Genomic DNA, 15,790 nt, shown 5'->3' with positions numbered 1-15,790 from the left:
CTGCTGCGCGGCACCAAGCGTGACGACGTAGAGCGTGGCCAGGTTCTGGCCAAGCCGGGTTCGGTTAAGCCGCACACCAAGTTCGAAGCAGAAGTGTACGTCCTGTCCAAAGAAGAAGGTGGTCGTCATACCCCGTTCTTCAAAGGCTACCGTCCGCAGTTCTACTTCCGCACTACCGACGTAACCGGTAACTGCGAACTGCCGGAAGGCGTTGAAATGGTAATGCCGGGCGACAACATCAAAATGGTTGTCACCCTGATCAAGTCGATCGCCATGGAAGACGGTCTGCGTTTCGCGATTCGCGAAGGTGGCCGTACCGTTGGCGCCGGCGTGGTTGCCAAGATCATCGAGTAATCGGTTGATCTGTCCCTGTCAGGCCGGCATAATGGTCGGCCTGATTTTGTTTTAGGTCAGTAGCTCAATTGGCAGAGCGACGGTCTCCAAAACCGTAGGTTGGGGGTTCGATTCCCTCCTGACCTGCCATTTTCTCTTATGAATCTGGCGCGTCTTTTAACAGGATTCTCGTAAATGAATGCTAAGGCTGAAGCCAAAGAATCACGCTTTGATCTGATCAAGTGGCTGGCGGTTGCTGCGCTTGTGGTCGTCGGTGTGGTTGGTAATCAGTACTTCTCTGCCGAGCCTATCCTGTATCGCGTATTGGTCCTGTTGGTCATCGCGGCCGTTGCAGGTTTTATTGCGTTGCAGACGGCAAAAGGTCAGGCCTTTTCCGTTCTGGCAAAAGAAGCGCGCGTTGAGATTCGTAAAGTCGTTTGGCCTACCCGCCAGGAAACCACGCAGACCACGCTGATTGTCGTGGCTGTTGTTCTGGTTATGGCGCTGCTCTTGTGGGGTCTTGATTCCCTGCTGGGTTGGCTTGTTTCCCTGATTGTTAGCTAAAGGTGTCCCGTGGCTAAGCGTTGGTACGTTGTGCATGCTTACTCGGGTTACGAGAAGCATGTGATGCGCTCGCTGGTCGAGCGTGTAAAGCTCGCCGGTATGGAAGATGAGTTCGGCGAGATTCTGGTACCCACTGAAGAAGTGGTTGAGATGCGTAATGGCCAGAAGCGCAAAAGTGAGCGTAAGTTCTTTCCAGGCTACGTGCTGGTTCAGATGGAAATGAGCGAGGCTACCTGGCACTTGATCAAAGATACCCCGCGCGTCATGGGGTTCATCGGCGGTACTGCGGACAAGCCGGCACCGATTACCGAGAAAGAAGCTGATGCCATTCTGCGCCGCGTCGCAGACAGTGGCGACAAACCCAAGCCCAAGACATTGTTCGAGCCGGGCGAAATGGTTCGCGTCGTTGATGGTCCGTTTGCGGACTTCAGCGGTGTGGTCGAAGAAGTGAATTATGAGAAGAGCCGCATCCAGGTTGCTGTGACCATCTTTGGTCGCTCCACCCCGGTCGAGCTGGAGTTCAGTCAGGTCGAAAAGGCATAACTGACATATGCATCCCTGACCCCGCAGCCATAGGCTGCGGGGTTTTGTCGTCACTGGGATAAACACGTAAAAACTGGGGAGCCGTAAGGCGCTTGTACCCACAACTGGAGTTAGCTCATGGCTAAGAAAATTACGGCTTACATCAAGCTGCAAGTAAAGGCTGCACAAGCCAACCCGTCGCCGCCCGTGGGTCCTGCCCTTGGTCAGCACGGCGTGAACATCATGGAATTCTGCAAGGCGTTCAACGCCCGTACCCAGGGCATGGAACCTGGTCTGCCGACTCCAGTGATCATTACTGTATACAGCGACCGCAGCTTCACCTTTGAAACCAAAAGCACCCCCGCTTCGGTTCTGCTGAAAAAGGCTGCCGGCCTGACCAGCGGTTCGGCTCGTCCGAACACCGTCAAAGTCGGTACCGTGACCCGTGCTCAGCTGGAAGAGATCGCCAAGACCAAACAGGCTGATCTGACCGCTGCTGATATGGACGCCGCTGTGCGCACCATCGCGGGCTCCGCTCGTAGCATGGGCCTTAACGTGGAGGGTGTGTAATGGCTAAGTTGACCAAGCGTCAAAAGGCAATCGCTGAGAAAGTTGAAGCCGGTAAGGCTTACAGCTTCGTTGAAGCGGCCGCTCTGCTGGCTGAATTGTCGGCAGTGAAGTTCTCAGAGTCCGTTGACGTTGCCGTCAACCTGGGCGTTGACCCGCGTAAATCCGACCAGGTCGTACGTGGCGCCACCGTTCTGCCGAACGGTTCGGGCAAAAGCGTTCGCGTTGCCGTGTTCACCCAGGGTCCAGCTGCTGAAGCTGCTCTGGCTGCCGGTGCTGACCGCGTAGGTATGGACGATCTGGCTGCCGAAATGAAAGGCGGCGACCTGAACTATGACGTGGTAATTGCTTCCCCGGATGCAATGCGCGTTGTGGGTCAGCTGGGTCAGGTGCTCGGCCCGCGCGGCCTGATGCCTAACCCGAAAGTCGGTACCGTTACTCCTGACGTGGCTACCGCTGTGAAAAATGCCAAAGCTGGTCAAGTACGTTTCCGTACTGACAAGAACGGCATCATCCACGGTTCCGTCGGCAAGGTTGGTTTTGACGCCGAGAAGCTGAAGCAGAACGTTGAAGCGCTGATTTCCGACCTCAAGCGTCTGAAGCCATCGACTTCGAAAGGTATCTACGTCAAGCGCGTAACCCTGAGTACCACCATGGGTCCAGGTCTGATCATCGATCAAGGCTCGCTCGACGCGTAACACATAGAAGTAGCGCAAGTGATTGCGCTGCTTCGACACTTTGGGGTCCCTGCCTGGCGGGGGCTATCCAAGACCGTAGGTGGCGCAAGCCTTAAACCCTGGGAGCAATCCTGGGCCGCCTACGCAGATGGTGCTCCCGATTCTTACCGAATCAGACACCAAAACGACATCCGGCTTCGGCCAGATGAAACGGTAACAAGCAGGAGTTAAACCCGTGGCAATTAAACTCGAAGACAAGAAGGCCATCGTCGCTGAAGTCAACGAGGCTGCCAAAGTCGCCCTGTCCGCTGTCGTGGCTGATGCCCGTGGTGTGACTGTAGGCGCTATGACCGGACTCCGTAAAGAGGCCCGCGAAGCTGGCGTATACGTACGTGTTGTGCGTAATACCCTGCTCAAGCGCGCTGTTGAAGGCACCGAATATTCGGTCCTCAACGACGTGTTCAAAGGCCCGACCCTGATTGCATTTTCCAAGGAACATCCGGGCGCTGCTGCTCGTATTTTCAAGGAGTTCGCCAAGGGTCAGGACAAGTTCGAGATCAAGGCAGCTGCGTTTGAGGGCAAGTTCCTCGCAGCAAACGAGATCGACGTGTTGGCTTCGCTGCCGACTCGCGACGAAGCTATTGCGAAGCTGATGAGCGTGATTCAAGGCGCTACCAGCAAGCTGGCTCGTACTCTGGCGGCCATTCGCGACCAGAAAGAAGCTACCGCTGCCTAAGGCTGCGTAATCTCTTTCAAAATCATACGTTTAATTTGATGGCTGCGTAGGCTGTCACCCCAATACAGGATTTAAAGTCATGTCTCTGACTAACGAACAAATCATCGAAGCAATCGGCCAGAAAACCGTTCTGGAAGTTGTTGAACTGATCAAAGCAATGGAAGAAACCTTCGGCGTGACCGCCGCTGTTGCCGCTGCTGGCCCAGCTGCTGCTGCCGCTGTTGTTGAAGAGCAAACCGAATTCAACGTGATGCTGCTTGAAGCCGGTGAGAAGAAAGTAAACGTGATCAAGGCAGTTCGTGAACTGACCGGTCTGGGCCTGAAAGAAGCCAAGGCTGTTGTTGACGGCGCTCCTGCCATGGTTCTGGAAGCTGTTGCGAAAGACGCAGCTGACAAAGCCAAAGCTGCTTTGGAAGAAGCTGGCGCCAAAGTCGAGCTCAAGTAAGCGACGACCTTGCGTCTACAGCCGGAGCGACTCGCATAAGGCTGATGGCTGGTGGCTTTTGCCACCGGCCTTTTTCCGTTCTAGGTCGGCTATTCGTATTCGACCTGGTCGGACACCCACCCGAGTGGTGGCGCAAACCAAAATGGGTTTGCAAGAGTTTCTGGCTGCTCCCGTCGGAGAGGCCAAATAAGCAGGTGACCAAGCTGGGGAACGCTGATGGCTTACTCATATACTGAGAAAAAACGTATCCGCAAGGACTTTAGCAAGTTGCCGGATGTTATGGATGTGCCGTATCTCCTGGCCATCCAGCTGGATTCGTATCGCGAATTCCTGCAAGCGGGAGCGACCAAGGATCAGTTCCGCGATATCGGCTTGCACGCGGCCTTCAAGTCCGTTTTCCCAATCATCAGCTACTCCGGCAATGCTGCGCTGGAGTACGTTGGTTATCGCTTGGGCGAGCCGGCTTTTGACGTGAAAGAATGCGTGCTGCGCGGGGTAACCTTTGCCGTGCCGCTGCGCGTGAAAGTGCGCCTGATCATTTTCGACAAAGAATCGTCGAACAAAGCGATCAAGGACATCAAAGAGCAAGAAGTGTACATGGGCGAAATTCCGCTCATGACCGAGAACGGTACCTTCGTTATCAACGGTACCGAGCGTGTGATCGTCTCCCAGCTGCACCGCTCCCCAGGCGTGTTCTTCGACCACGACCGTGGCAAGACGCACAGCTCGGGCAAGCTGTTGTACTCGGCGCGGATCATTCCGTACCGCGGCTCCTGGCTGGACTTCGAGTTCGACCCGAAGGACGCTGTGTTCGTGCGTATCGACCGTCGTCGCAAGCTGCCGGCTTCCGTGCTGCTGCGCGCGCTGGGTTACAGCACTGAAGAAGTGCTGGACGCGTTCTATGCGACCAACGTGTTCCACGTTAAGGGCGAATCCCTCAACCTGGAACTGGTGCCGCAGCGTCTGCGTGGTGAAATTGCCGTCCTCGATATCCTCGACGACAAGGGCAAGGTCATCGTTGAGCAAGGCCGCCGGATTACCGCGCGCCATATCAACCAGCTGGACAAGGCCGGTATCAAAGAGCTGGAAGTGCCGATCGACTACCTGATCGGTCGCACCTCGGCCAAGGCCATCGTGCACCCGGCTACCGGCGAGATCATCGCTGAGTGCAACACCGAGCTGAACGTCGAGATCCTGGCCAAAGTGGTCAAGGCTCAGGTCGTACGCATCGAGACGCTGTACACCAACGACATCGATTGCGGTCCGTTCATCTCCGATACCCTGAAGATCGACAGCACCACCAATCAGTTGGAAGCGCTGGTCGAGATCTACCGCATGATGCGTCCTGGCGAGCCACCTACCAAGGATGCTGCCGAGACCCTGTTCAACAACCTGTTCTTCAGCGCCGAGCGTTACGACCTGTCGGCCGTAGGCCGGATGAAGTTCAACCGTCGTATCGGTCGCACCGAGATCGAAGGTTCGGGCGTGCTGAGCAAGGAAGATATCGTCGAGGTCCTCAAGACCCTGGTCGACATCCGTAACGGCAAAGGCATCGTCGACGACATCGACCACCTGGGTAACCGTCGTGTTCGCTGCGTAGGCGAAATGGCCGAGAACCAGTTCCGTGTTGGCCTGGTACGTGTTGAGCGTGCGGTCAAAGAGCGTCTGTCGATGGCTGAAAGCGAAGGCCTGATGCCGCAGGACCTGATCAACGCCAAGCCGGTTGCGGCAGCGGTGAAAGAGTTCTTCGGTTCCAGCCAGCTCTCGCAGTTCATGGACCAGAACAACCCGCTCTCCGAGATCACCCACAAGCGCCGTGTTTCGGCTCTTGGCCCAGGCGGTCTGACCCGTGAGCGCGCCGGCTTTGAAGTCCGTGACGTACACCCGACCCACTACGGCCGCGTGTGCCCGATCGAGACCCCTGAAGGTCCGAACATCGGTCTGATCAACTCCCTGGCAGCCTATGCTCGCACCAACCAGTATGGTTTCCTCGAGAGCCCGTACCGTGTGGTGAAAGACACTCTGGTAACCAACGAGATCGTCTTCCTGTCCGCCATCGAAGAGGCCGATCACGTGATCGCCCAGGCTTCGGCCTTGATGAACGACAAGAATCAACTGATCGACGAGCTGGTGGCTGTACGTCACCTGAACGAGTTCACCGTCAAGGCGCCGGAAGACGTCACCCTGATGGACGTGTCGCCGAAGCAGGTCGTGTCGGTTGCTGCGTCGCTGATCCCGTTCCTCGAGCACGACGACGCCAACCGTGCGTTGATGGGCTCGAACATGCAGCGTCAGGCTGTACCCACCCTGCGTGCTGACAAGCCGCTGGTCGGTACCGGCATGGAGCGCAACGTGGCACGCGACTCCGGCGTTTGCGTCGTGGCTCGCCGTGGCGGTGTGATCGACTCGGTCGATGCCAGCCGTGTTGTGGTTCGCGTCAATGACGACGAAGTTGAAACGGGCGAAGCCGGTGTCGACATCTACAACCTGACCAAATACACCCGCTCCAACCAGAACACCTGCATCAACCAGCGTCCGCTGGTCAGCAAGGGTGATCAGGTTGAGCGCAGCGACATCCTGGCCGACGGCCCGTCCACCGATATGGGTGAACTGGCACTGGGGCAGAACATGCGCGTCGCGTTCATGCCGTGGAACGGTTACAACTTCGAAGACTCCATCTGCCTCTCCGAGCGCGTGGTGCAAGAAGATCGTTTCACCACCATCCACATTCAGGAACTGACCTGTGTGGCGCGTGACACCAAGCTCGGCTCGGAAGAAATCACTTCCGACATCCCGAACGTCGGTGAGTCTGCGCTGAACAAGCTGGACGAAGCAGGCATCGTGTATGTCGGCGCTGAAGTGGGCCCAGGTGACATTCTGGTTGGCAAGGTCACGCCGAAGGGCGAAACCCAGCTGACACCAGAAGAGAAGCTGCTGCGTGCGATCTTCGGTGAGAAGGCGTCCGACGTTAAGGACACCTCCCTGCGCGTGCCGACTGGCACCAAAGGTACCGTTATCGACGTGCAGGTCTTCACCCGCGACGGTGTTGAGCGTGACGCTCGTGCCCTGTCGATCGAGAAGAGCCAGCTCGACGAGATCCGTAAGGACCTCAACGAAGAGTTCCGCATCGTTGAAGGCGCGACCTTCGAGCGTCTGCGTTCCGCCCTGGTTGGCAAGAAAGCCGAAGGCGGCGCTGGCCTGAAGAAGGGCACAGAAGTCACCGACGAGTTCCTCGACGGCCTCGAGCGCGGTCAGTGGTTCAAGCTGCGCATGGCTGACGATGCGCTGAACGAGCAGTTGGAAAAGGCCCAGGCCTATATCTCCGACCGCCGTCAGCTGCTCGACGACAAGTTTGAAGACAAGAAGCGCAAACTGCAGCAGGGCGATGACCTGGCTCCAGGCGTGCTGAAGATCGTCAAGGTCTACCTGGCAATCCGTCGCCGCATCCAGCCGGGCGACAAGATGGCCGGTCGTCACGGTAACAAGGGTGTGGTCTCGGTGATCATGCCGGTTGAAGACATGCCGCACGACATCCACGGTACGCCGGTGGACATCGTACTGAACCCGCTGGGCGTACCGTCGCGTATGAACGTCGGGCAGATCCTTGAAACCCACCTGGGCCTCGCGGCCAAAGGTCTGGGCGAGAAGATCAACCGCATGCTCGAAGAGCAACGCAAAGTCGCCGAGCTGCGCAAGTTCATGCAGCAGATCTACAACGAGATCGGCGGCCGTCAGGAAAACCTGGATGAACTGAGCGATCAGGAAATCCTCAACCTGGCGAAAAACCTGCGTGGCGGTGTACCGATGGCCACTCCGGTGTTCGACGGTGCCAAGGAAAGCGAGATCAAGGCCATGCTGAAACTGGCAGACCTGCCAGAAAGCGGCCAGATGCGCCTGATCGACGGCCGTACGGGTAACCAGTTCGAGCGTCCGACCACCGTTGGCTACATGTACATGCTGAAACTGAACCACCTGGTGGACGACAAGATGCACGCGCGTTCCACGGGTTCCTACAGCCTGGTTACTCAGCAGCCGCTGGGTGGTAAGGCGCAGTTCGGTGGTCAGCGCTTCGGGGAGATGGAGGTCTGGGCGCTGGAAGCCTATGGCGCCGCCTACACCCTGCAGGAAATGCTGACCGTCAAGTCGGATGACGTGAACGGCCGTACCAAGATGTACAAAAACATCGTGGACGGTGATCACCGCATGGAGCCGGGCATGCCCGAGTCCTTCAACGTGTTGATCAAAGAGATCCGTTCGCTCGGTATCGACATCGATCTGGAAACCGAATAACACGACGTGAATCGGCGGCGGGGCTGTATTCCCGCCGCTTGCTCCGCCAGGAGGAAAGGCCTTGAAAGACCTACTGAATTTGCTGAAAAACCAGGGTCAAGTCGAAGAGTTCGATGCCATTCGCATCGGCCTTGCTTCGCCTGAGATGATCCGTTCGTGGTCGTTCGGTGAAGTTAAAAAACCGGAAACCATCAACTACCGTACGTTCAAGCCTGAGCGTGACGGCCTGTTCTGCGCCAAGATCTTTGGCCCGGTAAAGGATTACGAGTGCCTGTGCGGTAAGTACAAGCGCTTGAAGCATCGCGGCGTGATCTGCGAGAAGTGCGGCGTTGAAGTGGCCCTGGCCAAGGTTCGTCGTGAGCGCATGGCGCACATCGAGCTGGCTTCGCCGGTTGCCCACATCTGGTTCCTCAAGTCGCTGCCGAGCCGTATCGGTTTGCTGATGGACATGACCCTGCGTGATATCGAACGCGTTCTCTATTTCGAGAGCTACGTCGTTATCGACCCGGGCATGACCACTCTGGAAAAAGGCCAGCTGCTCAACGACGAGCAGTACTTCGAAGCCCTCGAAGAGTTTGGTGATGACTTCGACGCCCGCATGGGCGCTGAAGCCGTTCGCGAACTGCTGCACGCGATCGACCTGGAGCACGAGATTGGCCGTCTGCGCGAAGAAATTCCGCAAACCAACTCGGAAACCAAGATCAAGAAGCTGTCCAAGCGTCTGAAGCTGATGGAAGCTTTCCTCGGCTCGGGCAACCTGCCTGAGTGGATGGTGTTGACCGTTCTGCCGGTTCTGCCGCCAGACCTGCGTCCGCTGGTTCCGCTCGACGGTGGCCGCTTCGCGACTTCGGATCTCAACGATCTGTATCGCCGCGTGATCAACCGTAACAACCGCCTCAAGCGCCTGCTCGATCTGTCCGCGCCGGACATCATCGTGCGCAACGAAAAGCGCATGCTGCAGGAAGCGGTCGACGCCCTGCTCGACAACGGCCGTCGCGGTCGCGCCATCACTGGCTCGAACAAGCGTCCGCTGAAATCCTTGGCTGACATGATCAAGGGTAAGCAAGGTCGCTTCCGTCAGAACCTGCTCGGTAAGCGCGTGGACTACTCCGGTCGTTCGGTAATTACCGTAGGCCCGACCCTGCGTCTGCACCAGTGCGGTCTGCCGAAGAAGATGGCCCTCGAGCTGTTCAAGCCGTTCATTTTCGGCAAGCTGGAAATGCGTGGTCTGGCGACCACCATCAAGGCCGCGAAGAAGATGGTCGAGCGCGAGCTGCCGGAGGTGTGGGACGTTCTCGCCGAAGTGATTCGCGAACACCCCGTGCTGCTCAACCGTGCACCGACCCTTCACCGTCTGGGCATCCAGGCGTTTGAGCCGGTTCTGATCGAAGGTAAGGCGATTCAGCTGCACCCGCTGGTCTGCGCCGCGTACAACGCCGACTTCGACGGTGACCAGATGGCCGTGCACGTACCGCTGACGCTGGAAGCCCAGCTGGAAGCGCGCGCACTGATGATGTCGACCAACAACATCCTGTCGCCTGCCAACGGTGAGCCGATCATCGTACCGTCCCAGGACGTGGTACTGGGTCTGTACTACATGACCCGTGAAGCGGTAAACGCCAAGGGCGAAGGTCGCGTATTCGCGGACCTGCAGGAAGTTGACCGAGTGTTCCGTGGCGGCGAAGCCTCGCTGCATGCTCGGGTAAAAGTGCGCATCAACGAAGTGATCAAAGATCGCGACGGCAGCATCACCAAGAACACCCGCATCGTCGACACCACTGTCGGCCGTGCGCTGCTGTTCCAGATCGTGCCGGACGGCCTGTCGTATGACGTGGTCAACCAGTCGATGAAGAAGAAGGCGATCTCCAAGCTGATCAACCAGTGCTACCGCACCGTTGGCTTGAAAGACACCGTGATCTTCGCTGACCAACTGATGTACACCGGTTTCGCTTATTCGACCATCTCTGGTGTGTCGATCGGTGTGAACGACTTCGTTATCCCGGATGAGAAGGCGCGCATCATTGACGCCGCCACCGAGGAAGTTAAAGAGATCGAATCGCAGTACGCCTCCGGCCTGGTAACCCAGGGCGAGAAGTACAACAAAGTGATCGACCTCTGGTCCAAGGCCAACGACGAAGTGTCCAAGGCGATGATGGCCAACCTGTCGAAGGAATCTGTCGTCGATCGCGATGGCAATACCGTCGAGCAGGAGTCGTTCAACTCCATGTACATGATGGCCGACTCCGGTGCGCGGGGTTCTGCTGCGCAGATCCGTCAGCTCGCTGGTATGCGTGGTCTGATGGCCAAGCCGGACGGCTCGATCATCGAAACACCGATCACCGCGAACTTCCGCGAAGGTCTGTCGGTTCTGCAGTACTTCATCTCGACCCACGGTGCCCGTAAGGGTCTTGCGGATACCGCGTTGAAAACTGCTAACTCCGGTTACCTGACCCGTCGTCTGGTAGACGTGGCGCAGGATCTGGTGGTGACCGCGATCGATTGCGGTACCGAGCAGGGTCTGCTGATGACCCCGCACATCGAAGGCGGTGACGTGGTCGAGCCGTTGGGTGAGCGCGTACTGGGTCGAGTAATCGCCCGTGACGTGTTCAAGCCTGGCACCGACGAAGTTATTGTGCCGGCCGGTACGCTGGTCGACGAGCAGTGGGTTGAGTTCATCGAGCTGAACAGCATCGACGAAGTGATCGTGCGTTCGCCGATCAGCTGCGAGACTCGCTACGGTATCTGCGCCAAGTGCTACGGTCGCGACCTGGCTCGTGGTCACCAGATAAACATCGGTGAAGCAGTTGGCGTTATCGCTGCCCAGTCGATCGGTGAGCCGGGTACCCAGCTGACCATGCGTACGTTCCACATCGGTGGTGCGGCTAGCCGGACCTCGGCGGCTGACAGCGTACAAGTGAAGAACGGCGGTGCGATTCGCCTGCACAACCTCAAGCACGTCGAGCGCGTGGACGGCAACCTGGTCGCGGTATCGCGTTCCGGCGAGCTGGCCGTGGCAGACGAGTTCGGTCGCGAGCGCGAGCGCTACAAGCTGCCGTACGGTGCTGTGATCTCCGTGAAGGAAGGTGACAAGGTTGACGCTGGCACTATCGTCGCCAAGTGGGATCCGCACACCCACCCAATCGTTACCGAGATGATGGGTACCGTGACCTTCGTGGGCATGGAAGAAGGCATCACCATCAAGCGCCAGACCGACGAACTGACCGGTTTGACCAACATCGAAGTCCTCGATCCGAAAGATCGTCCGGCGTCGGGTAAAGACATCCGTCCGGCCATCAAGATGGTCGACTCCAACGGTAAGGAGCTGTTGCTGCCAGGTACTGACGTACCGGCTCAGTACTTCCTGCCGGCTAACGCCCTCGTGGGTGTGGCTGACGGTGCCAAGATCGCGGTGGGTGACGTTATCGCCCGTATCCCGCAGGAAACCTCGAAGACCCGTGACATCACCGGTGGTCTGCCGCGGGTTGCCGACCTGTTCGAAGCGCGTCGTCCGAAAGAAGCCTCGATCCTGGCTGAAATCAGCGGCACCATTTCGTTCGGTAAGGAAACCAAGGGCAAGCGTCGCCTGGTGATCACGCCGACCGATGGCAGCGATCCGTACGAAGAGCTGATTCCGAAGTGGCGCCACCTGAACGTGTTCGAGGGTGAGCAGGTCAACAAGGGTGAAGTTATCTCCGACGGTCCGAGCGATCCGCACGACATCCTGCGTCTGCTGGGTGTGAGCGCGCTGGCCAAGTACATCGTCAACGAAATCCAGGACGTGTACCGCCTGCAGGGCGTGAAGATCAACGACAAGCACATCGAGACCATCCTGCGCCAGATGCTGCGCAAGGTCGAAGTGGCTGAGTCGGGCGATTCCACCTTCATCAAGGGCGACCAGATGGAGTTGACCGCGGTACTGGGTGAGAACGAGCGTCTGGCTTCTGAAGACAAGTTCGTCGCCAAGTACACCCGCGTATTGCTGGGTATCACCAAGGCGTCGCTGTCCACCGAGTCGTTCATCTCGGCGGCCTCCTTCCAGGAAACCACCCGCGTTCTTACCGAAGCGGCGGTTACTGGCAAGCGCGACTACCTGCGCGGCCTGAAAGAGAACGTGGTCGTGGGTCGTCTGATCCCGGCCGGTACTGGTCTGGCCTATCACAGCGAGCGCAAGCGTCGCCGTGAAGCGGACAAGCCGGTTCGTGTGAGTGCCAGTGAGGTGGAAGCCGCACTGACCGAAGCACTGAACTCCAGCGGTAATTGAGCAGTAGCCCTGCCATCTCGGTGGCAGGGTTCTGGCTTGACTGGGGGCGTGAGTCTCATTAGACTCATGCACCCCTAAATTTGGCAGGGCACGTGCTCTGCCATTTTGCTTTTCAATAGGGCAATAGCGTCGAAAGACAACAGTGGAGCTTATAGATGGCAACTATCAACCAGCTGGTACGTCAGCCGCGCAAGCGTATCGTCGAGAAATCCGACGTGCCTGCGCTGCAGAACTGCCCGCAGCGTCGTGGTGTGTGCACTCGCGTGTATACCACTACGCCGAAAAAACCTAACTCGGCACTGCGTAAAGTTTGCCGCGTTCGCCTGACCAACGGTTTCGAGGTTTCCTCGTACATCGGTGGTGAAGGTCACAACCTGCAAGAGCACAGCGTCGTGCTGATCCGTGGCGGTCGTGTAAAAGACTTGCCAGGTGTGCGTTATCACACCGTTCGCGGCTCGCTGGACACCTCGGGTGTCAAGGGTCGTAACCAGGGTCGTTCGAAGTACGGTACCAAGCGTCCTAAGTAATAGGCGCCTGAAGTACCCGGTGCATGCACCGAATTTGCAGTTATCTATTTATCTGAGTCGATAAGAGTAAGGTCGGGCGCCATCTTCGTGATGCAGTCCCGGGCTAACCTGAAGACCGTTTGAGGGCTTATCAAATGCCAAGACGTCGTGTAGCAGCCAAGCGCGAAGTGCTTGACGATCCAAAATACGGTAGCCAGATCCTGGCCAAGTTCATGAACCACGTGATGGAGAGCGGCAAGAAAGCCGTTGCCGAGCGTATCGTTTATGGCGCCCTGGACAAGGTTAAAGAGCGTAAGAACAGCGATCCCCTGGAAATCTTCGAGAAAGCTCTCGACGCCATCGCTCCGCTGGTCGAAGTGAAGTCGCGCCGTGTAGGCGGTGCTACTTACCAGGTTCCGGTCGAAGTTCGTCCGTCCCGTCGTAACGCGCTTGCCATGCGCTGGCTGGTAGATTTCGCCCGTAAGCGTGGCGAGAAGTCTATGGCTCTGCGTTTGGCTGGTGAATTGCTCGATGCCGCTGAAGGCAAAGGTGCTGCAGTTAAGAAGCGTGAAGACGTGCACCGTATGGCCGAAGCCAACAAGGCTTTCTCGCACTACCGCTTCTAATTATCGCGCTTCTAAATTTGCGAGGGCTTTATGGCTCGTACTACACCGATTAACCGGTACCGTAACATCGGTATCGTGGCTCACGTGGACGCGGGTAAAACCACGACCACCGAGCGTGTGCTTTTCTACACTGGCAAAAGCCACAAGATGGGCGAGGTGCATGACGGCGCCGCGACCACAGACTGGATGGTGCAGGAGCAGGAGCGTGGTATCACCATTACTTCTGCTGCCATTACCGCCTTCTGGAAAGGTTCCGAGAAGCAGTACAAGGACGAGCACCGCTTCAACGTCATCGATACCCCCGGCCACGTTGACTTCACCATTGAAGTTGAGCGTTCGCTGCGCGTACTCGACGGCGCGGTTGTTGTGTTCTGCGGTACCTCGGGCGTTGAGCCTCAGTCGGAAACCGTATGGCGTCAGGCCAACAAATACGGCGTGCCGCGTCTTGTGTATGTGAACAAGATGGACCGTGCGGGTGCCGACTTCCTGCGTGTTGTTGCGCAGATCAAGCAGCGCTTGGGTCACACTCCGGTGCCGATCCAGCTGGCTATCGGTGCTGAAGACAACTTCCAGGGTCAGATCGATCTGATCAACATGCAGGCTGTCTACTGGAATGATGCCGATAAGGGCATGGTTCCTGTGCGCAAGGACATCCCTGCTGAATTGCTGGAAGAAGCCGAGAAATGGCGCGGCAACATGGTAGAGGCTGCGGCCGAAGCCAACGAAGAGCTGATGAACAAGTACCTTGAAGGTGAAGAACTCACCAACGAGGAAATCAAGGCCGCTCTGCGTCAGCGTACTATCGCTGGTGAGATCGTTCTGGCTGTTTGCGGTTCTTCCTTCAAGAACAAGGGTGTTCCCCTGGTTCTCGACGCCGTTATCGACTTCCTGCCTGCGCCGACTGACATTCCTGCTATCAAGGGTACTGACCCGGATAACGAGGAGATTCAGCTGGAGCGTCATGCAGACGACAGCGAGCCGTTCTCGGCTCTGGCGTTCAAGATCGCTACCGACCCATTCGTGGGTACCTTGACCTTCGTCCGTGTTTACTCGGGCGTGTTGGCCTCCGGCGACGGCGTGATCAACTCGGTTAAAGGCAAAAAAGAGCGCGTGGGTCGTATGGTGCAAATGCACGCAAACGCCCGCGAAGAGATCAAGGAAGTACGCGCTGGTGACATCGCGGCCTTGATCGGCATGAAGGACGTCACCACGGGTGAGACTCTGTGCAACGCTGACAAGCCGATTATCCTGGTTCGCATGGACTTCCCGGAGCCGGTTATTTCGGTTGCCGTAGAGCCCAAGACCAAGGACGACCAGGAGAAAATGGGTATCGCGCTGGGCAAGCTTGCTCAGGAAGACCCGTCTTTCCGCGTCAAAACTGATGAAGAAACTGGTCAGACGATCATCTCCGGTATGGGCGAGTTGCACCTGGACATCCTGGTCGACCGCATGCGCCGCGAGTTCAACGTCGAAGCCAACATCGGCAAGCCTCAGGTTTCCTATCGTGAGCGCATCACGAAGAGCTGTGAAATCGAAGGCAAGTTCGTGCGTCAGTCCGGTGGCCGTGGTCAGTTCGGTCACTGCTGGGTTCGCTTTGCACCTGCTGACGAAGGTCAGGAAGGTCTGCAGTTTGTGAACGAAGTAGTGGGTGGTGTGATTCCGAAGGAATACATCCCGGCTATCCAGAAGGGTATCGAAGAGCAGATGAAGAACGGCGTCGTTGCCGGTTATCCGCTGATCGGCCTGAAGGCTACCGTGTTCGATGGTTCCTACCACGACGTCGACTCCAACGAGATGGCGTTCAAGGTGGCTGCTTCCATGGCGACCAAGCAACTGGCCCAGAAGGGCGGTGGTGAGTTGCTCGAGCCGATCATGGCGGTAGAGGTTGTTACCCCAGAAGACTACATGGGTGACGTGATGGGCGACCTTAACCGCCGTCGCGGCATGATCCTGGGTATGGAAGACACGGTTTCCGGTAAGGTGATTCGTGCTGAAGTACCGCTGGGTGAGATGTTCGGTTATGCGACCGACGTCCGTTCCATGTCTCAGGGTCGCGCAAGCTACTCCATGGAATTCAAAAAATACAACACAGCCCCGTCGCACATCGTCGAGTCTGTAACCAAAAAACAAGGCTGATTCAGCCCCTTTAAGCTAGGAGTTAATTGTCGTGGCTAAAGAAAAATTTGAACGTAACAAACCGCACGTCAACGTAGGCACCATCGGTCACGTTGACCACGGTAAAACCACCCTGACCGCTGCTCTG

At 57.5% G+C, this 15,790-nt stretch carries 13 protein-coding genes and 1 tRNA gene; all 14 read left to right on the top strand.

What is annotated here, in order from left to right:
• Positions 1–354: elongation factor Tu (locus BMW49_RS13435; RefSeq protein WP_482822335.1), on the top strand; the 354-nt coding region annotated here is incomplete at its 5' end.
• A 53-nt stretch (positions 355–407) separates the two neighbouring features.
• Positions 408–483: transfer RNA gene (locus BMW49_RS13430), tRNA-Trp, on the top strand.
• 45 nt (positions 484–528) lie between these two features.
• Positions 529–897, top strand: coding sequence for a preprotein translocase subunit SecE (gene secE / locus BMW49_RS13425; protein WP_069522405.1), 369 nt, complete (start codon positions 529–531; stop codon positions 895–897).
• 9 nt (positions 898–906) lie between these two features.
• On the top strand, positions 907–1,440 hold the full coding sequence (gene nusG / locus BMW49_RS13420; RefSeq protein ID WP_069522403.1) for a transcription termination/antitermination protein NusG: 534 nt from the start codon (positions 907–909) through the stop codon (positions 1,438–1,440).
• Positions 1,441–1,557: 117 nt separating this feature from the next.
• A complete protein-coding gene (rplK, locus tag BMW49_RS13415) occupies positions 1,558–1,989 on the top strand; it encodes a 50S ribosomal protein L11 (RefSeq protein WP_069522401.1) in 432 nt (143 codons plus the stop codon).
• Positions 1,989–2,684, top strand: a complete 696-nt coding sequence (gene rplA / locus BMW49_RS13410; protein ID WP_069522399.1) for a 50S ribosomal protein L1 — start codon at positions 1,989–1,991, stop codon at positions 2,682–2,684. Before rplK ends, rplA begins: the two co-directional genes overlap by 1 nt.
• A 214-nt stretch (positions 2,685–2,898) precedes the next feature.
• Positions 2,899–3,399, top strand: a complete 501-nt coding sequence (rplJ, locus tag BMW49_RS13405) for a 50S ribosomal protein L10 (protein WP_069522397.1) — start codon at positions 2,899–2,901, stop codon at positions 3,397–3,399.
• Positions 3,400–3,478: 79 nt separating this feature from the next.
• A complete protein-coding gene (gene rplL, locus BMW49_RS13400) occupies positions 3,479–3,844 on the top strand; it encodes a 50S ribosomal protein L7/L12 (protein ID WP_069522395.1) in 366 nt (121 codons plus the stop codon).
• Positions 3,845–4,060: 216 nt separating this feature from the next.
• On the top strand, positions 4,061–8,134 hold the full coding sequence (rpoB, locus tag BMW49_RS13395) for a DNA-directed RNA polymerase subunit beta (protein ID WP_069522394.1): 4,074 nt from the start codon (positions 4,061–4,063) through the stop codon (positions 8,132–8,134).
• 61 nt (positions 8,135–8,195) lie between these two features.
• On the top strand, positions 8,196–12,395 hold the full coding sequence (gene rpoC, locus BMW49_RS13390) for a DNA-directed RNA polymerase subunit beta' (protein ID WP_069522392.1): 4,200 nt from the start codon (positions 8,196–8,198) through the stop codon (positions 12,393–12,395).
• A 155-nt stretch (positions 12,396–12,550) separates the two neighbouring features.
• On the top strand, positions 12,551–12,922 hold the full coding sequence (gene rpsL, locus BMW49_RS13385; RefSeq protein ID WP_003186084.1) for a 30S ribosomal protein S12: 372 nt from the start codon (positions 12,551–12,553) through the stop codon (positions 12,920–12,922).
• Between the two features lie 134 nt (positions 12,923–13,056).
• Entirely contained in the window at positions 13,057–13,527 is a 471-nt protein-coding gene (gene rpsG, locus BMW49_RS13380) for a 30S ribosomal protein S7 (RefSeq protein WP_010490886.1), read from the top strand.
• A 30-nt stretch (positions 13,528–13,557) separates the two neighbouring features.
• Positions 13,558–15,663, top strand: coding sequence for an elongation factor G (gene fusA, locus BMW49_RS13375; RefSeq protein ID WP_069522390.1), 2,106 nt, complete (start codon positions 13,558–13,560; stop codon positions 15,661–15,663).
• 31 nt (positions 15,664–15,694) lie between these two features.
• A partial coding sequence (locus BMW49_RS24560) for a GTP-binding protein (RefSeq protein WP_233432247.1) occupies positions 15,695–15,790 on the top strand: 96 nt, incomplete at its 3' end.

This window comes from Pseudomonas cuatrocienegasensis, from assembly GCF_900110925.1.
Taxonomy (GTDB): Bacteria; Pseudomonadota; Gammaproteobacteria; order Pseudomonadales; family Pseudomonadaceae; genus Aquipseudomonas; species Aquipseudomonas cuatrocienegasensis.
Note: the sequence above shows the minus strand (reverse complement) of the source record. Positions and strands in the feature narration are given on the sequence as shown.